At 58.1% G+C, this 25,963-nt stretch carries 26 protein-coding genes and 3 pseudogenes; 13 read left to right on the top strand and 16 right to left on the bottom strand.

Features of this window, described 5'->3' with window-relative positions:
• Window positions 1-16 precede the first annotated feature (16 nt).
• The 11 genes and pseudogenes from ABE528_RS02625 to ABE528_RS02675 all read right to left on the bottom strand — a co-directional run bounded on the left by ABE528_RS02625 (window position 17) and on the right by ABE528_RS02675 (window position 12,520).
• On the bottom strand, window positions 17-1,612 hold the full coding sequence (locus tag ABE528_RS02625; protein ID WP_346652086.1) for a glycosyltransferase family 39 protein: 1,596 nt from the start codon (window positions 1,610-1,612) through the stop codon (window positions 17-19).
• A complete protein-coding gene (locus ABE528_RS02630) occupies window positions 1,609-2,982 on the bottom strand; it encodes a UDP-glucose/GDP-mannose dehydrogenase family protein (protein ID WP_346652087.1) in 1,374 nt (457 codons plus the stop codon). The genes ABE528_RS02625 and ABE528_RS02630 overlap by 4 nt, the downstream gene beginning before the upstream one ends.
• A complete protein-coding gene (gene arnF / locus ABE528_RS02635) occupies window positions 2,979-3,392 on the bottom strand; it encodes a 4-amino-4-deoxy-L-arabinose-phosphoundecaprenol flippase subunit ArnF (RefSeq protein WP_346652088.1) in 414 nt (137 codons plus the stop codon). Before arnF ends, ABE528_RS02630 begins: the two co-directional genes overlap by 4 nt.
• Complete coding sequence (gene arnE / locus ABE528_RS02640) at window positions 3,389-3,733, bottom strand: 4-amino-4-deoxy-L-arabinose-phosphoundecaprenol flippase subunit ArnE (RefSeq protein ID WP_346652089.1); 345 nt, start codon at window positions 3,731-3,733, stop codon at window positions 3,389-3,391. The genes arnF and arnE overlap by 4 nt, the downstream gene beginning before the upstream one ends.
• Window positions 3,730-5,379: a lipid IV(A) 4-amino-4-deoxy-L-arabinosyltransferase gene (gene arnT, locus ABE528_RS02645; RefSeq protein ID WP_346652090.1), complete on the bottom strand. Its 1,650-nt coding sequence runs from the start codon at window positions 5,377-5,379 to the stop codon at window positions 3,730-3,732. Before arnT ends, arnE begins: the two co-directional genes overlap by 4 nt.
• Window positions 5,376-6,260 carry a 4-deoxy-4-formamido-L-arabinose-phosphoundecaprenol deformylase gene (gene arnD / locus ABE528_RS02650; protein WP_346652091.1) on the bottom strand — a complete coding sequence of 295 codons (885 nt, stop codon included), beginning with the start codon at window positions 6,258-6,260 and terminating at the stop codon, window positions 5,376-5,378. The genes arnT and arnD overlap by 4 nt, the downstream gene beginning before the upstream one ends.
• A complete protein-coding gene (gene arnA / locus ABE528_RS02655; RefSeq protein ID WP_346652092.1) occupies window positions 6,260-8,266 on the bottom strand; it encodes a bifunctional UDP-4-amino-4-deoxy-L-arabinose formyltransferase/UDP-glucuronic acid oxidase ArnA in 2,007 nt (668 codons plus the stop codon). Before arnA ends, arnD begins: the two co-directional genes overlap by 1 nt.
• Window positions 8,263-9,285, bottom strand: a complete 1,023-nt coding sequence (gene arnC, locus ABE528_RS02660; protein WP_346652093.1) for an undecaprenyl-phosphate 4-deoxy-4-formamido-L-arabinose transferase — start codon at window positions 9,283-9,285, stop codon at window positions 8,263-8,265. Before arnC ends, arnA begins: the two co-directional genes overlap by 4 nt.
• Entirely contained in the window at window positions 9,282-10,430 is a 1,149-nt protein-coding gene (gene arnB / locus ABE528_RS02665) for a UDP-4-amino-4-deoxy-L-arabinose aminotransferase (protein ID WP_346652094.1), read from the bottom strand. The genes arnC and arnB overlap by 4 nt, the downstream gene beginning before the upstream one ends.
• 405 nt (window positions 10,431-10,835) lie before the next feature.
• A pseudogene (locus ABE528_RS02670) lies at window positions 10,836-11,159 on the bottom strand (dolichyl-phosphate-mannose--protein mannosyltransferase); the annotation flags it as partial.
• Window positions 11,160-11,395: 236 nt separating this feature from the next.
• Window positions 11,396-12,520: a mechanosensitive ion channel family protein gene (locus tag ABE528_RS02675; protein WP_346652095.1), complete on the bottom strand. Its 1,125-nt coding sequence runs from the start codon at window positions 12,518-12,520 to the stop codon at window positions 11,396-11,398.
• Window positions 12,521-12,819: 299 nt separating this feature from the next.
• On the opposite strand from ABE528_RS02675, the gene ABE528_RS02680 reads away from it, so the two are divergent.
• Window positions 12,820-13,101, top strand: a complete 282-nt coding sequence (locus ABE528_RS02680) for a DUF6555 family protein (protein ID WP_152957412.1) — start codon at window positions 12,820-12,822, stop codon at window positions 13,099-13,101.
• 159 nt (window positions 13,102-13,260) lie between these two features.
• Here the strand turns inward: ABE528_RS02680 and ABE528_RS02685 are convergent, their stop codons facing one another.
• Window positions 13,261-13,764: a CinA family protein gene (locus ABE528_RS02685; RefSeq protein ID WP_346652096.1), complete on the bottom strand. Its 504-nt coding sequence runs from the start codon at window positions 13,762-13,764 to the stop codon at window positions 13,261-13,263.
• Window positions 13,765-13,956: 192 nt separating this feature from the next.
• Here ABE528_RS02685 and ABE528_RS02690 point away from each other — a divergent pair, with 192 nt between their 5' ends.
• The 5 genes from ABE528_RS02690 to ABE528_RS02710 all read left to right on the top strand — a co-directional run bounded on the left by ABE528_RS02690 (window position 13,957) and on the right by ABE528_RS02710 (window position 16,935).
• The gene (locus tag ABE528_RS02690) at window positions 13,957-14,190 is read left to right on the top strand and encodes a PLDc N-terminal domain-containing protein (RefSeq protein ID WP_152957408.1); all 234 of its coding nucleotides are present in this window, start codon (window positions 13,957-13,959) and stop codon (window positions 14,188-14,190) included.
• A 222-nt stretch (window positions 14,191-14,412) separates the two neighbouring features.
• On the top strand, window positions 14,413-14,937 hold the full coding sequence (locus ABE528_RS02695; protein ID WP_346652110.1) for a hypothetical protein: 525 nt from the start codon (window positions 14,413-14,415) through the stop codon (window positions 14,935-14,937).
• A 179-nt stretch (window positions 14,938-15,116) separates the two neighbouring features.
• The gene (locus tag ABE528_RS02700; RefSeq protein WP_346652097.1) at window positions 15,117-15,704 is read left to right on the top strand and encodes a hypothetical protein; all 588 of its coding nucleotides are present in this window, start codon (window positions 15,117-15,119) and stop codon (window positions 15,702-15,704) included.
• A complete protein-coding gene (locus tag ABE528_RS02705) occupies window positions 15,704-16,132 on the top strand; it encodes a phage holin family protein (protein WP_152957406.1) in 429 nt (142 codons plus the stop codon). The genes ABE528_RS02700 and ABE528_RS02705 overlap by 1 nt, the downstream gene beginning before the upstream one ends.
• The gene (locus ABE528_RS02710; RefSeq protein WP_346652098.1) at window positions 16,129-16,935 is read left to right on the top strand and encodes a DUF3618 domain-containing protein; all 807 of its coding nucleotides are present in this window, start codon (window positions 16,129-16,131) and stop codon (window positions 16,933-16,935) included. The genes ABE528_RS02705 and ABE528_RS02710 overlap by 4 nt, the downstream gene beginning before the upstream one ends.
• 62 nt (window positions 16,936-16,997) lie before the next feature.
• On the opposite strand, the pseudogene ABE528_RS02715 reads toward ABE528_RS02710, so the two are convergent.
• Both ABE528_RS02715 and ABE528_RS02720 read right to left on the bottom strand, forming a co-directional pair.
• Window positions 16,998-17,087, bottom strand: a pseudogene (locus ABE528_RS02715) (NAD(P)-dependent oxidoreductase); the annotation flags it as partial.
• Window positions 17,088-17,175: 88 nt separating this feature from the next.
• The gene (locus ABE528_RS02720) at window positions 17,176-17,748 is read right to left on the bottom strand and encodes a class I SAM-dependent methyltransferase (RefSeq protein WP_346652099.1); all 573 of its coding nucleotides are present in this window, start codon (window positions 17,746-17,748) and stop codon (window positions 17,176-17,178) included.
• 604 nt (window positions 17,749-18,352) lie between these two features.
• On the opposite strand from ABE528_RS02720, the gene ABE528_RS02725 reads away from it, so the two are divergent.
• The 3 genes from ABE528_RS02725 (at window position 18,353) to ABE528_RS02735 (ending at window position 21,790) form a co-directional block, all read left to right on the top strand.
• Entirely contained in the window at window positions 18,353-20,170 is a 1,818-nt protein-coding gene (locus ABE528_RS02725; RefSeq protein WP_346652100.1) for a Mu transposase C-terminal domain-containing protein, read from the top strand.
• Between the two features lie 4 nt (window positions 20,171-20,174).
• The gene (locus ABE528_RS02730) at window positions 20,175-21,053 is read left to right on the top strand and encodes a TniB family NTP-binding protein (RefSeq protein WP_346652101.1); all 879 of its coding nucleotides are present in this window, start codon (window positions 20,175-20,177) and stop codon (window positions 21,051-21,053) included.
• A 113-nt stretch (window positions 21,054-21,166) separates the two neighbouring features.
• Window positions 21,167-21,790, top strand: a complete 624-nt coding sequence (locus tag ABE528_RS02735) for a hypothetical protein (RefSeq protein WP_346652102.1) — start codon at window positions 21,167-21,169, stop codon at window positions 21,788-21,790.
• A gap of 1,060 nt (window positions 21,791-22,850) precedes the next feature.
• Here the strand turns inward: ABE528_RS02735 and ABE528_RS02740 are convergent.
• Window positions 22,851-23,342, bottom strand: a complete 492-nt coding sequence (locus ABE528_RS02740) for a helix-turn-helix domain-containing protein (protein WP_181097961.1) — start codon at window positions 23,340-23,342, stop codon at window positions 22,851-22,853.
• A 230-nt stretch (window positions 23,343-23,572) separates the two neighbouring features.
• Between ABE528_RS02740 and ABE528_RS02745 the strand changes: the two genes are divergently transcribed.
• The 4 genes from ABE528_RS02745 (at window position 23,573) to ABE528_RS02760 (ending at window position 25,613) form a co-directional block, all read left to right on the top strand.
• Window positions 23,573-23,977, top strand: a complete 405-nt coding sequence (locus ABE528_RS02745) for a hypothetical protein (protein WP_346652103.1) — start codon at window positions 23,573-23,575, stop codon at window positions 23,975-23,977.
• 2 nt (window positions 23,978-23,979) lie between these two features.
• Window positions 23,980-24,384, top strand: a complete 405-nt coding sequence (locus ABE528_RS02750; protein ID WP_346652104.1) for a hypothetical protein — start codon at window positions 23,980-23,982, stop codon at window positions 24,382-24,384.
• Window positions 24,385-24,470: 86 nt separating this feature from the next.
• Complete coding sequence (locus ABE528_RS02755; protein ID WP_346652105.1) at window positions 24,471-25,202, top strand: metallophosphoesterase; 732 nt, start codon at window positions 24,471-24,473, stop codon at window positions 25,200-25,202.
• A gap of 63 nt (window positions 25,203-25,265) precedes the next feature.
• Window positions 25,266-25,613, top strand: coding sequence for a hypothetical protein (locus ABE528_RS02760; RefSeq protein ID WP_346652106.1), 348 nt, complete (start codon window positions 25,266-25,268; stop codon window positions 25,611-25,613).
• 66 nt (window positions 25,614-25,679) lie between these two features.
• On the opposite strand, the pseudogene ABE528_RS02765 reads toward ABE528_RS02760, so the two are convergent.
• Window positions 25,680-25,963 (bottom strand): annotated as a pseudogene (locus tag ABE528_RS02765) (hypothetical protein); the annotation flags it as partial.

Raw genomic sequence — 25,963 nt, forward strand, 5'->3', positions numbered from 1 at the left:
TGGCCTCGGCTGTTGTTCAGTGCGCGAGATACACCAGCACATAGTCGTTGTTGTCGAAGCGCCCGCTCAGTTGCGGCTGCAGCGCTTGCATCGGTGTGCCTTGCAGGGCCTGCAAGTCGTGCCGATCCATCATCAGCCACGCCGGCCCCTGTAGAGCCTGCAGTTGCGCGGGGGTTTCGGTGAACAGCGGCCGCAGGTCCTGGTCGAGGTTGACCATGAACTTGATGGCCTTGGCATCCTGGCCCAGGCGGTGCAGTACCAGCGGGGCAGGTTGCTGGGCCACCTGTGCGAGCACTGCCTGGGTGAAACCGCGGGTGTCATACAGGCGACGCTCCACCGGTTCGAACACTGCGACATACACCAGCCACAACGCCATGACCGCGCAGCCAGCGGTAATCTCGGCACGCCAACGTGGCTGCACGAGGCGCGACAGCGCCCACAGTTGCAACCCCGCCAGCACCACCATCAGTAGCGTGATGGAACCGGTTTGCTCGGGGAAACGGCGCTGAGCCACCAGCAAGGCAATCATCATCAGCCCCGGCATCAGCAGCCATAGCCCCTGGATTGCACCGCGCAGCCAGGCGAACAGCCGCCCCTGTGCCACCTGGAACGGGTAGGCGGCAATGATCGCAACCATCGGCAGCATCGGCAGCAGGTAGCGGGCCTTCTTGGCCTGCGGGATCGACAGCCCGACCATGACCAGCAATGCCGCAGCTGCGCAGAAACCGACCAGGCGCAGCGCCGGCCCCTGCAGCTGCGCACGGCAGAGCCACGCGGCAACCAATGCCAGCAACGCCAGTGGATAGGCCAGCGCATAGTTGCCCAGCGCACTGGTGAAGTAGTACAGCGGGCTACTGGCGCCCTCGCTGCCGTCCATGCGGCCCATGAACTGCATGCGAATCACGTCATCGAGAAACGCCTGGCCACCGCTGGCCTTGGCCATCCACAGCAGCAGGCCGACACTGGCGACCAGCAGCAGGCTGGCCAGCCCCCCAAACAGCAACATCCGTCGCCATTGGCCAGTCAGCAAGTAGTAGCTGCACAGCAAGCCGGTTGGCACCACCAGGCCGATCGGCCCACGAATACCGAAGCCCAACAGCAACAAGACGAACACCAACGGCCAGCGCCGCCCGGCAGCCCGCTGGTCGTGGGCGTAACCCAGGTAGAACACGCTGAAGGCGACGGCTGCCAGCATGAGGTCTTGCGACACGGCCCGGACTTCGCTGACGAAGGTGACCGTCAGCAGCAGCAAGGCGATGCTGCTCCACGCCCAACGCACCGAAAACGGCGCCAGCAGCCGGTACATCAGGGTCACGATAACCGCGCCGGCGATGGCACTGGGCAGCCATGCAGTCAGGCTGTTGACCGCGCCGAACGGCAGCGACAGCAGCCAGATGAACAGTGTCGAAAGCGAGGTGTAGTCGGCATAGGGCTGCCCATAGGAAGTCGGGAATACCGTTGGCCCATGGCGCAGCATTTCCTGGGCGAACAGCACGAAGCGTGAGTCGAAACCGATCGGCGCCTGCCCATACACCCCGGCGCAGAACAGCAGCAATGCCAGCAGCCCTGCAAGCAGGGACTGCCGGCGAACGGTGAGTGAAAGTGTCTTCACGCCGCTTTCGAACCCTGGCGGGGCAGCTGCGGGGAAACCGGCAACTGGCAGGAGTCGCCACGGCCGATCGGGAAGTACTTGAAGCCTTTGCGCGACAGCCGCTCGGCATCATAGAGGTTACGCCCGTCGAAGATCACCGGTGCCTTCAGGCGTTGCTGGATCAGGTCGAAATCCGGCGCCTTGAACTGTTGCCATTCGGTGCAGATGATCAACGCGTCGGCGCCGGACAGTACCGATTCCGGGGTACCCATCAGCATCAGTTTCTCCTCATCCGGATACAGGTGCTGGGTTTCCTGCATGGCCTCGGGGTCGAAGGCGCGCACGCTGGCACCGGCAGCAAACAGCGACTCGAGCAGCACGCGGCTGGGAGCGTCGCGCATGTCGTCGGTGTTGGGCTTGAACGCCAGGCCCCACACGGCAAAGGTCTTGCCGGCAAGGTCGCCGTTGTAGAACGCGTTGATGCGATCGAACAGCTTGTGCTTCTGCCGCTCGTTGATCGCCTCGACCGCCTGCAGCAGGTCGCTGGAGCAATGCACCTGCCCGGCACTGTGGATCAACGCACGCATGTCCTTGGGGAAGCACGAGCCGCCATAGCCGCAGCCTGGGTAGATGAAGTGGTAGCCGATGCGGGTATCGGCACCGATGCCCTGGCGCACCGATTCGATATCGGCGCCCAGGTGTTCGGCCAGCTCGGCGATCTGGTTGATGAAGCTGATCTTGGTGGCAAGCATGCAGTTGGCGGCGTACTTGGTCAGCTCGGCGCTGCGCAGGTCCATGAACATGATGCGGTCATGGTTGCGGTTGAACGGTGAGTAGAGGTCGCGCATGACATCGCGCACGTCTTCACCCTCGCAACCGATGACGATACGGTCCGGCCGGCGGCAATCGGCGACGGCCGAGCCTTCCTTGAGGAACTCCGGGTTGGACACGATATCGATACGCAGTTCACGGCCACCGAGCGCGGTGTTGATGTGGGCGCGCAAGGTGTCACCGGTGCCGACCGGTACCGTGGATTTCTCGACCAGAATCAGCGGTTGCTGGCGGTGGCGGGCGACCGCGTCGCCGACCGACAGCACATACTTGAGGTCTGCCGAACCATCCGCGCAGGAGGGGGTGCCGACGGCAATGAAGGCGACGCGGCCATGTTCGACGGCAAGCTTTTCATCGGTGGTGAACTGCAGTCGGCCGCCCTCCAGGCCTTCGCGCACCAGGCTGGAAAGGCCCGGTTCAAAGATGCTGACATGGCCTTGGCGCAACAACTCGACCTTCTTCTCGTCGACGTCCATGCACACCACATCATGGCCGACTTCGGCCAGTACCGCGGCTTGCACCAGGCCGACGTACCCGCTACCAAACACTGTAATTTTCATGGAGCACTCCTTGATGCAGGCGAACGGGCCGGACGCGTATTGATAGTAATGACCCCGAGCATGACCAGTGCCACGCCCAGTGATTTGCTCAAGCTGAAGGATTCGTCGAACAGCGGCAGGCTGGCCGCCAACAGGTAAACCAGGGCGTAACTCAGGCTCAGCAGCGAGTAGGCCCGGCCCAGCGGCAGATCGCGCAGGGCCAGCAGCCAGCAGAGCATCGACAGGCCATAGGCGGCGATCGCCGCCAGGACCACGGTCACAGCAACGGCATCGACGCCCTGGCCGGCCAGCGCCGATAGCCATTGGCCGGGCTGTGGCAGGCGGGTCATGCTCCAGCGCATGGCCAGCTGGGCGCTGCTGACCAGCAGCACGCTGCCCAGGGCAAAGGTGATGCCAAGGCGCTGGTTCATGATTGCTGCCCCAGCAGTGCCACGCCGGCGATGACCAGCGCCACCCCCAACCAGTGGCGGCGATCGACCGGTTCATGGAAGCCGAAGCGGGCGATCAGGGTGATCACCACGAAGTTCAGGCTGAGCATCGGGTAGGCGATGCCCACCTCCATGCGCTGCAGCACCAACAGCCAGACCAGCAAACCGCTGCTGAGGGCGAGGAGGGCGAGCCACAACCAGGGCGAACGCAACTTGTCCGCCCACGGCCCTTGTTGCCCACGCCAGCCTTCCACGGCGAACTTCTGCGCCACCTGGCCCAGGCAGGTCAGCAGGCAGGCGGTCAACAGCAGCAGCCAACTCATGGCGCGACTCTGGGCAGAATGAGGATCACCATCTTGCCCTGCTGGTAGCGCGTGCCATCTTCGGGCAGCATGGCGAGCTCACGTTGCTCATCTTCACCCTTGACCCGCATCACCACGGCGACCGTGCCACTGCGGCGGGCGTCATCCACCCACTGGCGAGCGTTCTTTTCGTTCAATAGCCGCCCCTGACCTTCCGGGGTCGCCAGGCCGTACTTCAGTTCACCGACAGTGTTATAGAACACCACGTTCGGCTGTTGCAGGCGCCAGGCCAGTGCTGATGCCGCACCGAGGTCGTTGCTCAGCAGGTGTGTGGCACCCGACAGTTCGTCGAGGTGCTGCAGGATGAACTGGTCGGGCATCTTGTTGCCTTCCACCGACTTGGGCAGGGCAGCTGGCAGCAGGGCCATCAGCACCAGGCTGCCCAGCACCGGTGCCGCCCAGCGGCGCAGCGGTGATAGAGCCTGGGCCAGGCTGGCGACCGTCCACCCCACCAGCGCCACGCACAGCAGCAGCAGGCTGGTCAGTTCGTGGTTGTAAACCGGCTTTTTCAACTGCAGCCAGGCCAGTGCGATCAAGGCGAGCACGCCCATCACCACGTTGATCCAGCCGTTGATGCCCAGTGCGCGGCCTTGATGCAGGCGCAGCTGCTCTTCCAGTGCATAGCCGATCAGCAGGGCCAATGGCAGCAGGCACGGGAAGATGTAGGTCGGCAACTTGCCTTTGCTGAGGCTGAAGAACAGCAATGGCATCAACAGCCACAGCAGCAAAAAGACGACCTTGGCCTGAGTACGGCTCTGCCAGGCGTGTTTCAGGGCCGGTGGCAGCATGGCGACCCAGGGCAGGCTGTAGGCCACCAGCAGCGGCAGGTAGTACCAGAACGGGGCGCTGTGCTGGGCATCGTCACCGGCAAACCGGCGGATGTGCTCATGCCAGAAGAAGAACCGCCAGTAGTCCGGCTCCTGAACGTGCACCGCCAGCACCCAAGGCAGGCTGACGACAATCGCCACCACCACGGCCACCGGCCCGTACACCAACAGTTCGCGCCAGCGCTTCTGCCAGAGCATCCACGGCAGCGCGATCAGCACCGGCAACAGCCAGGCCAGAAAGCCCTTGGTCATGAAGCCCATGGCACAGGCCAGCCCCAGTACCGCCCAGGCCGCAAGGCGCTGGCCCTTGCTGCGGCTGTCCACGGCGAACCACAGGGCCACCAGGCTGAGGTTGACCCACAGGGTGAACTGCGGATCGAGGTTGGCATAGACGGCCTGGCCGACCATGACGCAGAAGCTCATGTACACCAAGGTGCAGACCAGGCTCTTGCGCGGGTCGCTCCACAGGCGGCGTGCCACCAGGTAGCACAGGATCAGGCTCAGGCCGACGCTCAGTGCCGAGGCAAAGCGCACACCGAACAGGTTCTGGCCGAACAGGCCTTGGCTGAGGGCGATCATCCAGTAGCCGGCGGCGGGTTTTTCGAAGTAGCGCAGCCCCATCAAGTGGGGCGAGACCCAATTGCCGGTCAGCAGCATCTCCTGGCTGACCTGGGCGTAGCGGGTTTCGTCGGGGATCCACAAGCCATGGCCGCCCAGTGGCAGCAGGAAGGCCAGCACGAACAGGCCGAGCAGCAGCGGTAGCGTCCAGCGTCTGCTCATGAGCCTTGCACTCCCAGCCAGCCCTCACGGCCTTGCAGGGTGCCGCGCTGCACACTGGCAACGGGCAAAGAGTCGAGCGAGGCGGGGAGCAACTCGCCCAACGGTTTGAACGCAATCTCGCGCTGGCGTGCATCGGCCAGCAATTGGCGGAAGTCCTGGGCCATCAGAATCCCTTCTACCTCTGCATGGATGGTGTAGACGTTGAGTGCCTGCGGGCGGAATTGCCCGAGGATGAACTCGTTGAAGTGCGCGGCAGCCACCTGCGGGCCGACAACCTCGTCGAAGGTCGGCATGTCCACCGGAACCTGCGGCGCCCCAGGCGAGCCGTCGGCCAGCCTGGGGCGGAACAGGTGGGTACCTCGGCAGTCGCTGTTGTAGCGAAAGCCGAAGCCCTGCTTGGCCTCGATCACCCGCTGGTCCGCGCGCCAACCGGCGACGGCCGAGCAGTCAACCGGCGCGCCGAGGATGTCACTGAGGGTGTCGACGCCCTGACGGATCTGCTCGGTCAGTTGCGCCATGCTCCAGTGCCCGGCATTGGCCTGCCAGCCGTGGTGGTCCCAGGCGTGCAGGCCGACCTCGTGGCCGGCGTCGCGGGCCTGACGCATCAGGTGCCCGAGGTCGCGGCCAATCGGCTTGCCGGGCCAGGCGGTGCCGGCCAGGAGAATGTCCCAGCCGTACAGCCCGGCAGCATTGGAGCGCAGCATCTTCCACAGGAACTGCGGGCGGATCAGGCGCCACAGGTGGCGCCCCATGTTGTCCGGCCCGACACTGAAGAAGAACGTCGCCTTGACCTGCGCCTCGTCGAGCAACTCCAACAAGCGCGGCACACCTTCACGGGTGCCGCGGTAGGTATCGACATCGATGCGCAACCCTGCCTGCATCAGCGAGCTTCTTCTGCCGGACCAGCCTCGATCTCGCGCATCGCTTCACGCAGGAAGAAGTCCAGCGTGTTGCCGATGGTTTCGCGCATCTCCACGGTCGGCTCCCAGTTCAGCAGGCGCTTGGCGTTGGCGATGCTCGGCTTGCGGTGGGACACGTCCTGGTAGCCGCCGCCGTAGAACGCCTTGCTCTCGACGTCGCGGAAACCGGCGAACGGTGGGAAGTGGCTGCGCAGCGGGTGGGCTTCGAACTGGCGCAGCAGCTCTTCGCCGAGCTGGCGGATGCTGGCTTCGTTGTCCGGGTTGCCGATGTTGATGATCTGGCCGTTGCAGGCATCGTTGTCGTTGTCGATGATCCGTGCCAGGGCCTCGACGCCGTCGGCGATGTCGGTGAAGCAACGCTTCTGCGCGCCGCCGTCGAACAGGCGGATCGGCGTGCCTTCCACCAGGTTCAGGATCAGTTGGGTGATGGCCCGGGAGCTGCCGATACGCGCCGAGTCCAGGCGGTCCAGGCGTGGGCCCATCCAGTTGAAGGGGCGGAACAGGGTGAAGTTCAGGCCTTTCTGGCCGTAGGCCCAGATGACCCGGTCAAGCAACTGCTTGGACACCGAGTAGATCCAGCGCTGCTTGTTGATCGGCCCGACCACCAGGTTGGAGGTGTCTTCGTCGAAATTCGGGTCTTCGCACATGCCGTAGACTTCCGAGGTCGACGGGAAGATCACGCGCTTGTTGTACTTGACGCAGTAGCGCACCAGGCGCAGGTTCTCTTCGAAGTCCAGCTCGAACACGCGCAGTGGGTTGCGGGTGTATTCGATCGGCGTGGCAATAGCCACCAGTGGCAGCACCACGTCGCACTTCTTGATGTGGTACTCGATCCACTCGGAGTGAATGCTGATGTCGCCTTCGACGAAGTGGAAGCGTGGGTGGCTGCGCAGGCGCTCGATGGCGTCGGAGCCGATATCCAGGCCGTAGACCTCGTAGCGCTCGTCGTTGAGCAGGCGCTCGGACAGGTGGTTACCGATGAAGCCGTTGACGCCGAGGATCAGTACCCGGGTACGGCGCGTGGCGCGGCGGGCATCGGCGCCACGCAGCAGCGAACCTTCGACCAGGCCCAGTTCGTTGGCCAGTTGCGGGCCGCTCAGGTACAGGCCGTTGTCGTTGCGCTGACCGGCATTGATCACCAGCGAGTCCTCGCCACAGGCGATGCGCAGTGGGTCGGTGCTGAGCACACGGCCAGCGGCCAGGCCGTCGTTGCCCTTGACCACCTCGGCGCTCCAGACGATCAGCTTGTGCTCACCGACCTGGCAGAAGGCGCCAGGGTAGGGCTGGGTCACCGCCCGCACCAGGTTGAACAGGGTTTCGGCAGGCTGTTGCCAGTCCAGGCGGCCGTCAGCTGCGGTGCGGCGGCCGAACACCGTGGCTTTGGATTCATCCTGCGGGGTTTCGCTGATTTTGCCTTGGCGCAGCTCCGGCAGGGTGTCACGCAGCAAGTCGGCGGCGGCCGCGCGCAGCTTGCCATGCAGGCTCAGCGCGGTGTCGCTGCGTTCGATGGCCACGCGCAGCTGGGCAACAATGGCGCCGGCATCGGCGCGCTTGACCATGCGGTGCAGGGTCACGCCGGTTTCGGTTTCGCCGTTGACCAGCACCCAGTTGGCCGGTGCGCGGCCGCGGTAGCGCGGCAGCAACGAGCCGTGCAGGTTGAACGCACCTTTGCGGCCGATGGCCAGCAACGGTTCGCCCAGCAGGTTGCGGTAGTAGAACGAGAACAGGTAGTCGGGGTTGAGCTGGCTGATGCGCTCGACCCACAGCGGGTGATTGACGTCCTCCGGCGCATGCACCGGGATGCCTTTGCGGGCACACAGCTGGGCAACCGAGGCGTAGAAGGCGTTTTCCTTGGGGTCGTCGGCATGAGTGAACACCGCTGCGATGTCATAGCCGCTGTCGAGCAGGGCTTCAATGCCAGCGCAGCCGATGTCGTGGTACGCGAAGACAACTGTTTTTGCACTCATGAGTGAACCTGACCAGAAGTAGAGGAATTGAAACCGTCAACGGTGACGCTTTGGGCCGACACAGGCGGTGGCCCGCTGCGCAGCACTTTCTCGATGAAAAATCGCGGGCGGGCGCGCACATCGCTGTACATGCGCCCCAGGTACTCGCCGAGCAGGCCCATGCCGATGAACTGGCCACCGGTGAACACGAACAGCACGGCGAACAGTACGAACAGGCCGTTACCGGCCCAGCCTGGGCCAAACGCCAGGCGCAGCACGATGAGCCCGATGGCGAACAGCACGCCGAGCGCGGCCATGCTGAAACCGACGATGCTCAGCAGGCGCAACGGCGTGGTGGTCATGCAGGTGATCAGGTCGAACATCAGGCTGATCAGGCGCATCGGGCTGTACTTCGAATCGCCGTGTTCGCGCTCGGCGTGGTGCACGGTGATCTCGGTGGTGTGGCGGGCGAAGCTGTTGGCCAGGATCGGGATGAAGGTGCTGCGCTCGCGGCAGGCGAGCATGGCGTCGATCACCGTGCGCCGGTAGGCACGCAGCATGCACCCATAGTCGCTCATGGCAACGCCGGTAGAGCGCTTGACCGCGTAGTTGATCACTTTCGACGGCCAGCGGCGCAGGGCCGAGTCCTGGCGGTTGCTGCGCACCGTGCCGACCACGTCGAAGCCGCGTTCGGCTTCGGCGACCAGCCGCGGGATTTCTTCCGGCGGGTTTTGCAAGTCGGCATCGAGGGTGATCACCACGTCGCCCTTGCACTGCTCGAAACCGGCCATGATCGCCGCATGCTGGCCGTAGTTGCGGTTGAGGATGACCGCCACGAACGGGCTGTTTTCGGCCTGGGCGGCGTCTTCGAGGATTTGCGCCGAGTTGTCGCGGCTGCCGTCGTCGACCAGCACGATTTCATAGGGGTAACGCAGCTGCTGGCAAGCTGCGCCGGTGCGGCGCAGCAGCTCGGGCAGGCTTTCCTGCTCGTTGTAGACGGGGATGACGATGGACACGCAATGGATCGGGTAAGGTCTCACGAGCGATTTCCCACAAGCTGTTCAATGGCGGTGACGACCCGGTCGAGGTCCTGGTCGGTCATGTCGGGGAACAATGGAATGGAGCACAGCCGCGCCGAGTTCCATTCGGTGTTCGGCAGCGACAGTTGCGGATCACGCTGGCGGTACCAGGTGTGCAGGTGAGTGGCGATGAAGTGGATACCGGTGCCGATGCCACGCTCCTGCAGGCCTTTCATGAAGGCTTCGCGGTCCAGGCCACAGCGTTCGCTGTCGATGCGCAGGATGTACAGGTGCCAGGCGTGCTGCTGCGGGTAGTCCGGCACGGCCAGAGGCTGGACCGGCAGGCCTGCCAGGCGTTGCTGGTAACGGGCGGCCAGCGCGGTACGGCGGGCGTTGATCGCATCCAGGCGCTTCAGTTGCACCAGGGCGATGGCGGCGTTGATGTCGGCGAGGTTGTACTTGAAGCCGGGTTCGATAACCTGGGCCTGGGGCTTGCGGCCATGGGTCATGCGGTCGTAGGCGTCGACACCCAGGCCATGGAACTTGAGCATGCGCACGCGGCTGGCCAGGGCTTCGTCGTCGCTGACGAACATCGCGCCCTCGGCGCAGGTCATGTTCTTGATCGCATGGAACGAGAAAATCGCCGTGCCTCGGGCACCGACATGGCGGCCCTTGTAGCGGGTGCCGGCGGCATGGGCGGCGTCTTCGATGACGGCGATGCCATGCTTGTCGGCAAGTGCGTACAGCGGGTCGAGGTCAAAGGCCGCACCGGCGTAGTGAACCGGAATGATGGCCTTGGTCCGCGGGGTGATGGCCGCTTCGATGCGCGCTGCGTCGGTCATCAGGGTGTCGCGATCGACATCGACAAACACCGGCGTGGCACCGAGCAGGGAAATCATGTTGGCCGTGGACACCCAGGTCTGCGACGGGGTGATGACTTCATCCCCCGGGCCGATACCCAGTGCCAGCAGGGCGATGTGCATACCGCCGGTGGCCGATGACAGGGCTACCGCATGGCGGCAACCGACGTACTGCGCGAACTGCTCTTCAAGTGCCTGGTTCTGTGGCCCGGTCGTGATCCAGCCAGAACGCAGGACTTTTTCGACAGCCGCAATTTCTTCTTCGCCCATACTCGGACGCGAGAAGGGGAGAAACGCCTCACTCATGAGCACCTCGGTGATACCGGAAAAAAGACAGAACCCATTGATTTCATTGGTTCAATTGCCAGCGTAGACGCAAAGAAGTTTTTTGCATCCTGTACACAGGCTAAAACTTGCTGTGTTGCGCCAAGTCAGGTTTTCTGCAGGGTTCAGTCATCCATGCCGTAGTGATTGTCAGGGGCTTATCCGCCCAAGGTTATGCTCGATTTTGTGAAAGAAGTATAAAAAATGGGTGGGTTTATCATTACATTGCAGGCGCAGACAGCTGAGGTTCAGGTTACTGGCCAAGTGTGAACCTACCAATAACTTTGATACGCATAAACATTCATTCGGATGGCTGTAAAACTGTGCGGGTAGTTAAACCAAAAGTTGCCGTTAGTTACAGGCTTACAGACGAGCCGGGGCCATGGCCTAGGCGTTGGGAATATAAGCCACACTTCGATCATCACGGGCGTGCAGCCACTGCTCACCACGGCTGGGTTGGGTGGTGACGACCTGGTGATCGCTGTCCAGGTAACCAAAGGGTGGCGTCTCGCCGTGGCGGTAGTGCGCGACGATGATCGTGCGCTGCGGGTCCCAGTGCTTGCCGCTGGCACGGTCCAGCCAGGCCATCAAGCTGGCGGTGTCGCCACTGCGGGGGTAATCCTCGGTCTGCGTCACATAGTAGAAGGGGGCGCCACCCGTTTGGAGGTACATCGGCACCTTGTTATCCACCTCGACCATGACCATCTGCCATTGCCAGGCCTGGCAGAATGAAGCCGATCAGGCCTTTGAACAGCGACGTCAGCGCCAGCAGCCCAAGGCGCGTTGATCGGTGCTTATCAGATTCATGGCTGACTCTGCTGGCGGGCAAATAGTCGGCGAATCCCAGGCAGGGATAAGTGCGGGGACGGTGAAGAATGGGTGAAAAATTTGATACGCGGGGGGTTGGCTGGCAGGTGGCCAATGGTGCTTGCCGCCCCCGCGCGTGGTCAGGCCCCTCTGATGCTCATCCCATCGCGCCCCTGGCCCTGCATGCCAACCTCCTGGGGCAATGCCGTGACCTTGATTGCACGCACCGGCACAGCGAACTTGGCGCCGATTTTAGAGAACCGTTCGAGCAGTCTGAAGTTGATCGCCTGCTGGATGTCCATGTACAGGTTGTAACCGGGGTCCTTGACGATGTAGACGCATTCGAACTCCAGCGCCTCTTTGCCGAAGCCGCGCAGGTGCGCGCGGTCGAAACGCACCTGCTCCTGGGCCTTGATGGCCTCTTCGACAATGCCAGGCGCTGCCTTCACCGCCTCGGTGGGCGTGTCGTACGACAGCCCGAACTCGAACACGATGCGCCGCTCCTGCAGGCGCTTGTAGTTCTGGATCGTGCTGCTGATCATGCTGGCGTTGGCCATGACGATCTGTTCGCCGCCCAGGCTGCGGATGCGTGTGGTCTTCAGGCCGACATGCTCGACGCTCCCCGCCAGCGGGCCGATGACGATGAAGTCGCCGACCTCGAAAGGTTTGTCCACGGCAATCGACAATGACGCGAACAGGTCGCCGAGGATGTTCTGTACCGCCAGCGCGACTGCAATGCCACCCACGCCGAGGCTGGCGACGAACGCGGTGATGTTCACCCCCAGGTTGGACAGCATCGCCAGCAGCACCACCGACCACAGCAGCACCCGCGCCCCCCAGGCCGACAGCGTGGCCAGCGCGCTGCCTTGGTTCAGGCCGTCGGCACGGTGGCGGGTGAAATAGCGGTTCAGCCCCAGGCCGATGGCGCGGTTGGCCCACAGGCCGATCTGCAGGGCGGCGACCACGAACCACAGGTTGCCGACCCGGGTCAGCCAGCGCTCAGGCAGGTCGAGCATGCCCAGGCCCACCAGCAGCGAAGCTAGGAACAGCAGGAAGTTGCTGGTGCCTGACAGCACTTTGGCCAGCACCTGGCTCAACGGGCCGTCATGCTCGGACCAGCGCCGAACCCGACGCAGCAAGAAGCTGATCGCCGCGCGCGAAACCAGAAAGGTCAGGATGGTAACGGTCAACGCAACCAGCAGGTTGAGAATGGAGATACCGAATACGGTGGTGTTGGTGAACAGGGTGATGATGCGCTCGGTCATAAGCCCTTTACCGGATAGTTTGACTTGTTGCTTTAGAAGGCTGGCGACAAGCCGAAGGTTGGGCTGGATTTGCGAATTGACGACGAGCGGTGGCTGTACAGGAAAACCATTTTGTATAACTGGCCGGCCGTCCGACGCTTTCATCTATTCGATTGTGCACGGCGAGCGGCAGGGTTCGATGCAGTTGATCAACGCACCGGCCCGTATGCCCGCAGAGACCGGTGACCGATGGGTCAAAATTACTGAATCTTTTCCCACCGCAAGCGCTCCATTAGCCTGACTCAACCAAGGAGCATCCAATGCCAGGGCAGCAGTTGTACGTGATCGAATACGAGCTTCACGGAGAATTCCGAACCTTCATCATCCGCCAGGAGCGCATGGACAATGCCGAAGCCTGGCACTGGGCCAGTTGCGATGCCGGGGTGGGCATCATTCCACGCTTCGGCCAGCACAAGATCAAGAAGGTCAGCCGGCCCATGGCCGAGCGCTACGGGCTTGCCAACGTGCGTTGGCGGGTGTCCGGTGAGGGGCCTGAGTTCGTGGCTCCAGCCATCGATGTGAAGAAGTTCTCCAGCAGCTGAACGGGTAAAACGTGAGTACATCGCGATGGTAAAGCCACGCTCGCCACCAGCACATACCAGCCCACCCGCTCGAAGCACCAGACGCGTTGCTGCATGGGCATGTCTTCTGCGACCGGATACTGCCTCGACACCTGCTCATCTTCGTGCATGGCCCGGCCCTCAGGCGCGCTCACCGCGCAGCCAGCGTTGGTGATAATGCGCCAGACGTGACAACCCATAGATCGCCCCCTGACGCATGACGTCTGCGCGATCACCGAAGAAGCGCTGGCTACGGGTGAACACTGCCAATGATTCGCCGGCAAATGCCCAGGCGAAGCACAGCGTGCCGGGCGCGATGCCATCCTGCGGTTCGGGGCCGGTGATCCCCGTGCTGGCGATGGCAACCGTGGCGTCGCTGTCTTTCAATGCGCCCAGGGCCATTTCCCAGGCGACTGCCTCGCTGGTCAGGCCATAGCGCTCTATGGTCTGGGGGTTTACCCCCAGCAGGCGCTTCTTGGCACTGGGTGAATAGACGACATAGCCGCTCTCCAGCACCTCGCCGGTACCGGGAATGGCCGCCAGCAATGCGACCATCGCACCGGCTGTACAGGACTCGGCAGTGGTAAGCAGCAGTTTGTGCGATTTAAGGTAATCAAGCGTTTCCTGCACGGGATCTTTAACCATTGCACGCCACTCGTTCGCTGTGTTGCGGTGGACGTTGTGGCGGTGCCATTGGTTCACAGCAGATCGCTTCCGCTCATCCAGCGCGCCACAACTTCGCGTGAACTTTGCCGGCCACCATGGCTTCCCTCTAGTAATGGGACTGTACGCCGGGTGCGCGCCGTGCGGCCTGTCATGCAAAGAGGAGAGACCATCATGAACGAACCTGTGACGTACTTCTGGATTGCCGTGGCGGTGATCATTCTATTGGTCGATCTATGGGCGATTGTCAGTGTGTTGCGCAGCGACAAGGCGGATACAACGAAGGCAATGTGGGCGTTGCTGCTGTTGGCGCTGCCCGTCGTCGGCCTGGCTATCTGGGGTGTGCTGGGGCCACGGGGTATCAAGCGCGGCAGCGGACCATCATCCCCCGAACACAGCAAAGGATAGGTGCAGACATGTCGAATTCAGCGAAAAGCAAAGCGGTGGAGCAGGCGAGGACCACGGGTGAGCAGGAGCGGGACAACGATGCCCGTCGGCCTGACGGGTCAACCGGCACTTCGCACGATTCGACTGCGCAGAAAGCCGCGCGTGACCATGACCGACGAAAACCTTGACCCTCAGGGAGGTCGCATAGCGGCCTCCGATGTGCTCGAACGCAGGAGCCAGCGCGTGCCGCGAATCATTACCCCGGCCACCCCGGAACACGAAATCAGTGAGCAGAACGCTCGCATGTTCGGCTCACCGAAGGAGCGGCTGGATTTCTACCGCGCGGAGATCCAGTACGAAACCAGCATCCTCGCCAACCGCACCGATGCCTACCTTGCCGCCCAGTCGTTCCTGGTGATCGCCTTCGTGTCGTCGATGGGCAACCTCAATCAGAGCTGGGGCGAAATGTTCACCTTGGTCGTCCCGCCATTTCTGGCCCTGCTGGGCGTATTGAGTTCGCTCAATGCGTGGCCAGGCATCCGTGCGGCCTACAAGATCATCGAACATTGGCAACTGAAGCAGAGCCATCTGCTGCGAAGCGAGCCGCTGATGGGGCTGGCCTATGACGAATCGCCGCTGTTCAGCGAGGCGGAAACGTCACAGGCCGGGCACCGCAAGTCGCTGTTGTTCTCGCTGCGCACGCCCTGGATATTCCTGGTGTTCTGGGTGCTCCTGGGCACCTACGCGGTGTTCCTACAGTTGGGATGACGAGGCAAATACCTTGGCGCCGGTTGCCTTTTCGAAGGTTGATGGCGCGACTGCCTTTGGTTACCCAGGTAGATGTCATAGATCACAAATGCTGAACTCCCGCCGTTTCACCTGCGTCCCTCGAATGAATGCCGACTAAATACGGCATTCGCTGACCTATCAACTTCGAGGGCCTAACGATGGACAAGACCGATCAAAGCTCGACGTCTCCACCGGGGAGCACCGAGGATCACGTGCATGCCATTACTGATGAAGCCGTCGCGCTGCTTGGCGAGGCCAGGCAGAAAGGTAGCGAGCAATTCGAACAGTACCGCGATACCGCGGCTGACCAGCTCGATTCGCTGAGGGAGGGTGCACGCTCGGCGGCAGCCGCACTGCAAGACAAGGACAGCCTCGGGCTTTCTCAGTACCTGAGCCAGGCAGCAGAGTGTGTGGGCGCGTTCGCCAAGCAGGTTCGCCATGAGAGCGCCGAAAGCCTGCTGCAACGCGGCGCGCATCTGGCGCGAAGCAACCCGGCGTTGTTCCTGGCCGGTAGCGTCGCCGTAGGTTTTGCCGTGTCGCGCTTCATGCGGGCCAGTGCCAGCCATGCCCGCACAAGCGCTGGGTCACCCAAAGGGCAGCGATCTGCTCAGCCAGTGACACCCGATCGGGGCAGCGATGTATCCACCCACGCGCCTTACACCCCCGTCGACCCGATCGGGCCGGGTGCCGGCACACCGGTCGGCGGCAGCCCGTTCGAGCGTGACCCGCTCAAAGGAGGTGAATGATGAACGAAGATCCCTTGCACACCAACTCTGGCCTGCATGGCGCAGCAGACGATGCCATTGGCGTTGGCGGCCTGTTGCGCCAGTTGATGCGGGAAGTTCCGGCCTTGTTCACCAAGGAGCTGGCGCTGGCCAAGGCCGAGTTGCAGCACAACCTCACCAGCCTCAAGGCCGGTACAGCGGCGGTTGCGGCGGGAGCGATCGTGCTCCTGGCGGGCTTCGTGATCCTGCTACTGGCAGCGGTCTACGCCTTGGCGATGGTGATCGAGCCGTGGCTGGCTGCGTTGATCGTCGGTGCGATCACCGTGGTGGTCGGCTTCATCATGCTGCAGGCAGGCAAGAAGCAGTTCGAGCCCACGCATCTGAGCCCCGAGCGGACCTTGCATGCCATGCAACAAGACAAGGACACGCTGAAGAGGAAACTGCCATGACCACGTCCTTTGAACATGACGCGCAGAAAGACCCTGACCTGCTCGAGCAGGAGATCAACGCCAAGCGTGAACACATCAGTGATCTGGTGGATGCACTGGAGCAGCGCCTGAGCCCCGGCCAGATGGTCGACCGGGTGCTGGCCTACGCCAGAGGCAATGGAGGCGAGTTCTTCCAGAACCTTGGCACCACCCTCAAGAACAATCCCGTTCCCGCGACGCTGACGGCACTGGGGCTGGCATGGCTTGGCCTGAACCAGGGCCGGCCCTTCAACCCAGGGCCTGCGCATCAGGGGCCAGGGTTGGGCGAAAAACTCGGCGATGCGATGGCCACCGCCAAGGATGCCTTTGCTCACGCGGGGGAGGCGGTGCACGAAGCCAGCCATAAGGTGCGCATGAAAGCCCACGACATGCGTGATCGGGCCAGCGAGCTTGGCAGTGACGCACGCGACTCCATGGGCGCAAACGCAGACAGCCTGCAACGCTCGGCCCATAAGGTCGCCCAACAAACCACCGCGCTCAAAGGGCAGTTCGACCAGCTGCTTCAGGAACAACCGCTGGTCCTGGCGGCCCTGGGCATTGCACTGGGTGCGGCGTTGGGGGCGGCGTTGCCGAGCACTGACAAGGAAGATCAGTTGCTGGGGGCGAGCAGTGATCGCTTGACCGATACGCTCAAGAGCAAGGGCAGCGAGGTGAAGGCGTCGGTCGAGCAATCACTGGATCAGGCGGGGGGTAGGGCATCGGCGCATCCGGTCGGTAATGCTGAAGGTTCGGACCTGTCCGCCGGGTTGGGTTTCACGCCTTGAACCTGCTGACTTGCCAGAGGTTGAGGCTCGCCGGCAAGGCGAGCCTCCTGTTTGTGATCACAGGAGTTGATGATGGAGCTGCCCTTCGGCATGGACGGCTGCGCCGCCTTGCAGATCCTGAAGAGCGTAGTGATGTTTATATCGAAGGTTTGGAAAGGCCTATATTTGAGCGAAAGAGGCGACTTTAATAACTAAACTAAATGACTATTTAGCGTAGTTATTACTATAAAGCATATTTGATCAGGGCAGGCGACGGCCCAGCCAGACTGTCAGGCCGCCGCATTCTGCATCTTCCACGACGTGATCCAGCACTTCGAAACCGTGGACGTGCAACTGTGTGCGGTACTCCTGGGCATCCAGGCTCGCGTGATACAGCGTTTCGCCCTCGAATACCCCCAAGGCCTCGCCATGTGACGGACCACTTGTGAACATCAGCAGTGCACCCGGTGCAGCATGGCGGCGAAAAATCGGAAACATCTGCCGTTGATCCGCGGGCTTGAGGTGGAAAAAGCTGTTCCAAGCCAGGATGGCGTCGAACTGTCGGTTGAGCGCTAATGTGCGCATGTCCGCGTGAATCCATTCCTGCGCTGGATAATGTGTGCTGCATAAGGCGAGCATGCGCACAGACGAATCCACACCCACGATGGACGCACCGGTGTCGACCAGGTAACGCGCAACAGGTTGGCCAGACCCGCAGCCCAGATCAAGGACGGTTGCGGACGGCTGTAGCAGCGCGCCGAAGCGCTCGATCCATTTGCGATCAGTGAAGTGATTGGTGTGACGCTCAGCTAAAAATGAAATCTCCCTCGGCACCCTCTAGCTTAAGGCTTTCAGCGAGGTCATCAACTAAAAATGAATGTTTCTCTGCCTCAAATGCAGCATTTGATCATTTCTCACGCTTAAGCGCTGCAGCCCAGTAACCATAAGGCATCCACTGATGCTAGCCGATCAATTATAAATGATCATTTTATAACCTATTGATAGAGCTAAAATTTTTAGCTGAATTTTTAGCAGCTCCATTCGCGAATGATCATTTTTAGTTGGTCTCCAATCCCCAGTCAGTATCTACTCTATGGAAAAACCCTACATTCGTTATAGCTGCAGGTAGCTGAAAGCTCTGTTTTCGCATAGTTTGCTTGATTTTTTTTCATGCACGCCACTGCTTTGCATTAGCGGTGCTCTTGTTAATCAATCAATTGCCCTATTTTCATATAATACATATAAATTGACAAGTTCGAAATTTCCTTTTGAAAACCACTACTTATCTGGTGGCCTAGAACTTGCTTAAGGCTAAATGGATTTTTTGAAGTGTCAATACTTATTGTTTGTTTAGTGCTGCAAGGGAGTGATGCTCTTTTTTGACGTATGCTCGCAGATCGGTTTAACTTCGACAAATTTTCAAATGCTGAGAGTTTGAATGAAAAGATTTGTGAGCAAGGGAAGTCTCGTGAAACATTCAGAGAACGCTTACCGTGTCATAGAAGTATCTAAGGATGGCTCTGTCACTCTTGAAAATCTGGACGCGGGGAATACTTTCAGTGTTCCATTTACAGAAGTTTCCCTGCTTGAGACAGAAGGTGCACGCGAGGAATACATCACGGAGCGCCGACTTGCTTGGCTTGAACAAGCAAAAAACAATCCAGTGGAAATGCAAGTCGCAATAGCTCGTGCAGAGTGCATCGATCGATTGCTCTCAGGTAAAATTTCCCGCGCCAATTTGTTGTTAGAACTTGATATATCTGTGCCTACTTTGACGCGCCTTCTTAGGCGATATGATCCAGAGTTGGGCGCAGTCTCTTTGATGCGAAACGTTCGCGGTAGAAAAGCTGCAACTCGCATGCTGAGTCCTCTTCATGAACAAATCATTGAGGATGGGATAAAGCGATATCTCAATAAGACCAAAAAACTTTGCACTTTTACTGAGCTGTATGAATATGTAGAATCAAAATGCGTTGTGAATGGCCTAAAGCCTCCAAGTCCGAATACAATAAAACATCGGTTGGAGTCTTTTGGCGATCGCGCAATATATTCTATAAGGCGTGGCCGTGAGGCGATGCTGCAGAAGTTTGAAATGAAACCAGGGTCTGTAGATGTCGAAACTATTCTATCTATGGTTCAAGCCGATCATACAAAAGTCGACATAATCATAAGGGACTCGAACGGCTTGCCGCTAATGCGGCCTTGGCTGACTGTAGTCATAGATCTTAAAAGCCGGATTATTTTGGGCTATTACTTAGCGCTGCATCCTCCAAGCGCATTGAGTGTCGCCATGGCGTTGTTGTCTGCCTGTTACCCAAAAAGCGAGCAGCCAATGATGATGGGGGGAGGAATAGGAACATTACATCGTTTTTGGGGTACTCCAGCCGCAGTGGGTACTGATAACGCTGCAGAGTTTACTTCGGACGAGTTTTCAGCCGCTTTAGGACTTTACGATATAGAGTTGCTACTGAGGCCGATTGGTAAAAAGCATTACGGTGGACATGTCGAGCGGCTCATTGGTACATTGATGGGTAAAGTACATATGCTGCCAGGGACTACCTATTCAAATGTCTTAACTAAAGCAGATTATGATTCTGCTAAAGAGTCAGCGCTGACATATCAGCAACTTTGCAAGTGGTTCGCGGATCAGGTAGCTATATATCATGGGCGTGCTCACGAAGGATTGGGGCGTCGATCTCCTAGTGAAGTATGGGATGAAGAGGTGGCGAAGCTAGGGCCACAGTATATTCAGCCTATACCAGGTGATTTTCGAACTTTTGCTTTGGACTTTTTTCCATCTTTTACGAGGACTGTACAGACGAAAGGGGTTGAGTTTAAAGGAGACTTTTACGTTTCATCTGTAATTCGAAGATTAGTAGGGCAGCGCCTAACTTTCAAATACAACCCTCTAAATCTCGGGAAGATCTGGCTTCGCTCAGAAGGCAGGTATTATGAAATACCGTATTCAGATATAACTAAGCAGCCTATATCTTTGAGCGAGTATTGGGCAAGTAGCAGATCAGGCAAGCGTCGCCGTGGTGAGCTTATCGACCCAACGCTTCACGAGCTGAGGCTTCAGGCTCACGATGATGTTGATAATGCTGTGACGGAAGCTAAGCGCGTCAGACAGAACATTGCAAAAAAGTCTCACGGCGCAGGAATAATGGCTCTACTAGAAAATAAGTCGCTTGATGATTCAGGGTTTAAACCACTTGCTGCTGATCAGACCCGTAAAAAACTTGACTGGAAGGGGTAAGTTGATGCCGTTCGAACATATACATGAAAGCCGCCGTTTCGCAATGGAATTGTCTGATCAGGAACGTATGGACTTCATACGAAAAGACGTAATAATTTCCACAGAGCACCTGAGGAACGTCAAGTTGATTGCCTACAACATGATTCATATCCCAAGAGGGTGCATGGAGGCACCTTGTCTCGTAGTAACGGCTGGCAGCAACTACGGAAAGTCTACCATCTGTAACGAAATCAGAGGTCTGAACGAGGAATGGTGTCGTAAGATTCGTTATGTGAATTTTGTACGGGACACAAAAAATGTTCGAGTCCGACCGCGGCCCGGCGAGAAGCTGATGATTGCGTTGGGTTTGGATCCTGGTAAGACGGGACTAGACATTGGAATGGTAATGGAATACTGCCTCGCAAATGATGTCAGGGCAATTTTTATGGATGAGTTCCAAGACTCGATCCTGCAACTTTCCAATCAGGAGCAGTTGGCCTTCTTGTCAATGCTGCGAGGTATGTGTGGCCCGCCCACATATATGAGTTTTTTTGTGTTTGGTGTGGGTGAGGCTCTAAATGCCTTGCAGTTCGACCCACAATACGTCCGTCGGTTTGAAAAGTATGAAGTGACACCATGGAAGCAGATCGATTCAGAATACCTGAATTTCCTCGATACTTGGGAGAGTATTATGCCGTTAGCAATGCCCTCTCGATTGTCCTCTGCGGAACTCAGCAGCGCGATTTACAAAAAAACGGAAGGAGTCGTCGGTCGCATTTGCGACCTACTTAAAGCAGCAGCAGCTTATGCGATTTCGTCTGGAATTGAGAAGATTACAATTGAGGTTTTGGAAAGGGCAGACAAATCGAAATGGCTCCAAGAAGTTCCAGTTAACAGAAAATGAGAGTTTTCCGGTGCCCATTACAGAGACAGGCTAGACTTTCGGTGACAAGATCTCTCGTAGATAAGGATTTGATTTTATTGCGCGGGGCGCCACTGTCTGGGAAGAGCTTAGTCTTGTCTCTGTTGTTTTCGTCGATGAACGATCCAAAGTGCCTATGGCCAATAGTAATTCGGTCGCCCCATGTGCATGTAGGTAAATCGTTAAGGCTTGCATTTGCTAATGCATTAGGTTTGCCAAGCTCTGTTGTGTGCTCTTCGCCTAGAGCGCTAATTGGTGTATTGCACGAACTCAATAGCAAAGGCGTTTCGGTAGTGCTTGCTATTGACGATATTGATATATTTTTTTTAGGGGTCGCAGAAGCATACCAAGATGCTTGTGATTTTATATTTTACCTGTCCAGAATACTCTCGCGCGTAAAAATTGTGGGTACTTTTTCTCGGTTCGAAAAAATAAGTAGTATCGCTAATGACCTGAAAATAGAGAATCATTGCGTGATTGAGTTGCAGTGCTGGCCGGCTACCACTCAATTTTTTGAGTTTGTAAAATATGTGGCAAAAAATTTTGGACTCAATGAGCATCAGGTTTCCAACGAGGCTTTTTTGCAAGCCCTGTTTGAGTCAACGCGCGGAGCGACTGGTGCCATTTTGACATCCATCAAGGTATTAGTCATGAGTGGAGTGCTTGAAGGCGGGAAAGTTGCAAGCCCCGTTCACCTTGGGCAGCTTTGGAGGTTCTGATTCTTGGATATTGTTGATAACCATAAAATAGTTACAGGCGAGACAATTCTCTCCTGGGTATATAGAGGCCTATCGTTGGGTTGCCTCAGAAGTCCACACTTATTCCGTGCTGCCATTCATAAAGCAGTAAAATCTGAGTGTTGCGAACCAGGTGAGGTTTCAAAGTGGCCAATGGCTTTAGGTTCAGATATAGAATTTGATGCATCAAGCGAATTGGCCTGCCTTTATTCTGATATCTACAATGTATCCATCGATGTCATTCGAATCTATTTTGGGAGTAGCAAGCTACCACTAACAAACCTACCATACAGGAGTCATTCATGTGAAGACTGTCTATCTCACAGCTTTATAGCAGTTAAGTTTCCAGTGTGGAAGAAAGATTGGTGTTATCTCACTTCTGCATATTGTCCAATTCACCTTAAAGCACTCCGGTCACCATCCTCTCCACCATCTGTCGAAAGTCGTATGTGGAATTGCTATCTGTATACTTTGCAACTAGAAGTTAGCGCGCTAAAATATGAGGAAAAACGACTGGCCCTCTTGGTGGTGAAGGCCCAGTCATGGGTGCAAAGGCGCATTGTAAACCACCCCGAAGAGTCTGACGTGCTACATACTCTTTATGGGCTATTTTTGAGTAGGCGTACGTTATACGCAATAGAGGGGGTTGCCGCATCAGGTTTTGCTCATCCCCCCAGATCACCATGCCGCACGCATCTAGATGTCCTAGACCGGATAGATTATGGGATGCACTCTGCCAATGGGACTCAGCGGGGCGGAGCACTTCTTATGATGGGGTGGCTTTTAGAGCTGTTCCCAACGACTGACATTAACGGTGCAATTCGAAGTAATCGCATGGTGAGGCGTGCATTACCTGGAAGCCCTCGCATGCTCGGATTTTTAGCTGCGCGCATTTTTATTTCACGAGAAGAGGGCGAGTTAGTCGCAAAAAAACTGCAACCGCTAAAAGACTATAATATTAGGAGCATCTGTGATTTTTTAGATTCACTTAACGCCGGCGTGAAGTCTCTGAGATGACCGCTTATGGACGGCGGTGGTTAGGTCACTCAATCTTACTGTTTCGCCAAATTCGACCAACAGTTGTCTGGTGGATGCCTAGTTTTCTCGCAACCTCACTCTGACTTAAACCCTGATCACGATAGATCAATGCTTCCTGGGTGATTTTATCAGGAAGGCTCCTTCCTGCCTTTTCTCCGACAAGCTCACCCTCCGAGAAATGTTTTGGCATGCCGGCAACGATGCCCAGCGCATCAAGCTGCTGAATCTCCTTTTTCAGTGCCGCACGACGCTCCCCAATGGACAACTGTTCGTCGTAGCTTGATGCCACCATCAACAAAGCTATCGGATCGAAGGATAGGGCTTCAGCAATGCTGCCTAGCATCTCCAATGTAACGCCGGTTTTGGCGTTTTCCAGTCGCTGAAGGTGGCGAGGCTCAATCTTGGTCTTGATCTTTGCATACAGCTGATCACGAGACATCCCGCGGCTGGCGCGCGCGAGACGCAGCACTGCTGCGAGGGCTTCCCTCGATACCATGTCGAATCCTCAAAAGTGAGGATAAGGCCATATTGATCCTATGCACGCCATGACATATAGTTCATGGCGCGCATAGGATGGCCACCTTGGGTCTCCCAACCCGCGTGGAGTCTAAGGCTAGCGCTAGCGGCCTCCAGCCAACGAATGGCAAAAAATGACGATCATGGTCGGAAGTATGGCCTTCAGTGACCGTTGCGTGTGGACTATCCCGTCGTAGGGAGTTCCCCCTCATGCGACCAGCAATGCTAGGAAGAAATGTGTTTTTGACGAAGAGCGATGAGCTCCAAGGTAGGTTCAGGATTGAGGACTCAGAAGTCCTATTCTGGAAATCCATCAACCTGAGCCGCTGCACCTACGTGTTTCTAGTCGAAGGGGTAGGTTTGGATGCAGGCGCCCTTGGCCCTACATCACAGCTTGTGTGTGACGTGTCAACGATCAAGTCACTCTGGGAAAACGGATCACCGGAGCTCCTGGACGTCCACAGGGTGTACGTGATTCCTCCACTGGCCCTACGCAAGACCGGTTGCTACATGGAGCCGCTTTCCGAGATCCGAATCAGCGGTGGTAGCGAGAGGTCTCCTGTCTATGAGTTCGTCACAGACACCGGTCGTGTTTTCAGCAGCAATGAGGTCTGACCATGGCTGTCACGCTGGAAGAGGTGAGTGAGTTTTTCTACGGGCAAGGGGAGGTTGTCTCGGGATGGGAGGGTGACGATAGCGCGCTGATAGAGCTCGCTGAGGCGTATCACCCGGGTAAGCCGTATTGCTTGGTGCGTAAGTGGATCGTTGCCGACCTGCAACTCTCACAGGCAGAGCTGGAACGATTGAAATCTGAGGCGGTACTGCCTTTGGTGCTCTTTGCTCATGAAGTTGTCCGAGACAGTCGCAATCGATTCGCCCCTGGGCATTGGGTGCGTAGCAACTTCGGGATCTCGCACAGCCAATCATGCATGTTCGAAACCAGGAGCACGGTTTACCTTCTGCTAGGTGATGGCTGCAGGAAGCACGCTACCCTGGACACGGTTTTTTCACTGCGACCCTAGCTCAATCCGAGAGCTAGCCCGGCTTCCCTTCGGTGAAGCCTTGGAGAAGCGATCCATACAATGCTGCTCGGAGCGTGAGAGAGCTGATGAAGGTTTTGGTGTATTCAGATTTGCATTTGGAATTTCGGGGTTTCGAGCCGCCCCAGGTCGACGTCGATTTGGTGGTGCTCGCTGGAGACATATCCGTACGCGGTCAGGGCGTGACTTGGGCGAACCAAACCTTCGCTTGCCCGGTCATCTACGTCCCCGGGAACCATGAATACTACAAAGGCGGCCACCTGGATCGTACGCTCATCAAGATGAAGCAGGCTGCGGATGAGCATGTGTATGTCCTCGAAAACGAATGCCTGGTCATTGGTGATACCCGATTTTTGGTGACCACCGCCTGGACGGACTTCACCTCAACCGGCGATTACAAAAAAGCCATGTATGAGTGTTGGGAGTGGATGAATGACTTTAGGGTTATCCGGAGCGGGGAGGGGTTCAGGAAGCTACGTCCCGTCGACCTCATTGCTCGGAACATTACCGCTCGCGATTTTCTCGCCACTGAGCTCGCTAATCGGTTTGACGGAAAGACGGTTGTGATCACTCACCACTGCCCGATCCAAGAGGTAGCTGGTGATGGGCATGTGGGCCATCTCGGTGCTGCGTATTTCAACCAATGGCATGCCCTAATTTCGCAGGCTGATGCCTGGATCTTCGGTCATACCCATCACGCGGTCGACACGGTCGTTTCGGGATGTCGGCTCGTTTCGAACCCGCGAGGGTATCCAGGTGAAAACACCGGCTTTTCACCGGAATTCATCATTGAAATCTAAGCAACTCTTGGAGCGCAGGCTCTCAGGAAGGTTGTTGATTTGGACGCAGGAGCGCAAGGACACATGACAGATGAGATCATCAGTTACCCAGGTGAAGAGCCATCGACTCTTCAGCTCACACGCATCATACAAGCGATGGGTCAGCATTACCCTATGCCGATTACTGCATATCTGAGCGACGCAGAAATTTCGAACGATTGCGCAGTCGGTGTTGTGGTTGGCCAAATCGTTCCAGGACTCATTGAGAAGCGCACAGGGGCATATTTGCTGACGACCACGCCGATCTTCTCGTTGGACAGAGTAGAGCGCTTCTGGGTGGTCGGTACAAAGGCTGGGTATTTTGTACTGACTTCATTCAAGCGCGGAGCGGGCCGGAAGAGTTTTCGAGCACTGATCGCAACCTCTGACTAACCTGACGCATCTTCGGGGCGCTAGCCAGGCGCCTTTGTGGGCGCCTGTAAGGATCGAATATGCGGATCAGTTGAGCGTCGCGAGGAGTGTACGCAAAAAATCCTCACGGCGATGAATCGAGCTAAGGATCACGTAGTCGCGTTCGCCATCTGGTGGTAAATGACCACATTCCATTAGGCCGATGATGTAACCCTCTGCCTTCCCTCGTGCCTCGCGCAGGTCTTGTTCAGTTGTGGATTTGTAGTGGTCTACTAACCCCGGACACCCATTTAGGCGAGAATGCTCGCCACAGAGAGGTGTCCGATGACCAAGCAACGCCGTACCTTTACCCCTGAGTTCAAGCACGAAGC

The sequence above is a fragment of the Pseudomonas sp. TWI628 genome (assembly GCF_039673865.1).
Classification (GTDB): Bacteria; Pseudomonadota; Gammaproteobacteria; order Pseudomonadales; family Pseudomonadaceae; genus Aquipseudomonas.

Excerpts from the sequence above, each read along its gene's own strand:
- ABE528_RS02630 (WP_346652087.1), bottom strand. The coding sequence starts at position 2,982 with ATGAAAATTACAGTGTTTGGTAGCGGGTACGTCGGCCTGGTGCAAGCC.
- arnF (WP_346652088.1), bottom strand. The coding sequence starts at position 3,392 with ATGAACCAGCGCCTTGGCATCACCTTTGCCCTGGGCAGCGTGCTGCTG.
- arnE (WP_346652089.1), bottom strand. The coding sequence starts at position 3,733 with ATGAGTTGGCTGCTGCTGTTGACCGCCTGCCTGCTGACCTGCCTGGGC.
- arnT (WP_346652090.1), bottom strand. The coding sequence starts at position 5,379 with ATGAGCAGACGCTGGACGCTACCGCTGCTGCTCGGCCTGTTCGTGCTG.
- arnD (WP_346652091.1), bottom strand. The coding sequence starts at position 6,260 with ATGCAGGCAGGGTTGCGCATCGATGTCGATACCTACCGCGGCACCCGT.
- arnA (WP_346652092.1), bottom strand. The coding sequence starts at position 8,266 with ATGAGTGCAAAAACAGTTGTCTTCGCGTACCACGACATCGGCTGCGCT.
- arnB (WP_346652094.1), bottom strand. The coding sequence starts at position 10,430 with ATGAGTGAGGCGTTTCTCCCCTTCTCGCGTCCGAGTATGGGCGAAGAA.
- ABE528_RS02675 (WP_346652095.1), bottom strand. The coding sequence starts at position 12,520 with ATGACCGAGCGCATCATCACCCTGTTCACCAACACCACCGTATTCGGT.
- ABE528_RS02680 (WP_152957412.1), top strand. The coding sequence starts at position 12,820 with ATGCCAGGGCAGCAGTTGTACGTGATCGAATACGAGCTTCACGGAGAA.
- ABE528_RS02685 (WP_346652096.1), bottom strand. The coding sequence starts at position 13,764 with ATGGTTAAAGATCCCGTGCAGGAAACGCTTGATTACCTTAAATCGCAC.
- ABE528_RS02690 (WP_152957408.1), top strand. The coding sequence starts at position 13,957 with ATGAACGAACCTGTGACGTACTTCTGGATTGCCGTGGCGGTGATCATT.
- ABE528_RS02700 (WP_346652097.1), top strand. The coding sequence starts at position 15,117 with ATGGACAAGACCGATCAAAGCTCGACGTCTCCACCGGGGAGCACCGAG.
- ABE528_RS02705 (WP_152957406.1), top strand. The coding sequence starts at position 15,704 with ATGAACGAAGATCCCTTGCACACCAACTCTGGCCTGCATGGCGCAGCA.
- ABE528_RS02710 (WP_346652098.1), top strand. The coding sequence starts at position 16,129 with ATGACCACGTCCTTTGAACATGACGCGCAGAAAGACCCTGACCTGCTC.
- ABE528_RS02725 (WP_346652100.1), top strand. The coding sequence starts at position 18,353 with ATGAAAAGATTTGTGAGCAAGGGAAGTCTCGTGAAACATTCAGAGAAC.
- ABE528_RS02730 (WP_346652101.1), top strand. The coding sequence starts at position 20,175 with ATGCCGTTCGAACATATACATGAAAGCCGCCGTTTCGCAATGGAATTG.
- ABE528_RS02740 (WP_181097961.1), bottom strand. The coding sequence starts at position 23,342 with ATGGTATCGAGGGAAGCCCTCGCAGCAGTGCTGCGTCTCGCGCGCGCC.
- ABE528_RS02745 (WP_346652103.1), top strand. The coding sequence starts at position 23,573 with ATGCGACCAGCAATGCTAGGAAGAAATGTGTTTTTGACGAAGAGCGAT.
- ABE528_RS02750 (WP_346652104.1), top strand. The coding sequence starts at position 23,980 with ATGGCTGTCACGCTGGAAGAGGTGAGTGAGTTTTTCTACGGGCAAGGG.
- ABE528_RS02755 (WP_346652105.1), top strand. The coding sequence starts at position 24,471 with ATGAAGGTTTTGGTGTATTCAGATTTGCATTTGGAATTTCGGGGTTTC.
- ABE528_RS02760 (WP_346652106.1), top strand. The coding sequence starts at position 25,266 with ATGACAGATGAGATCATCAGTTACCCAGGTGAAGAGCCATCGACTCTT.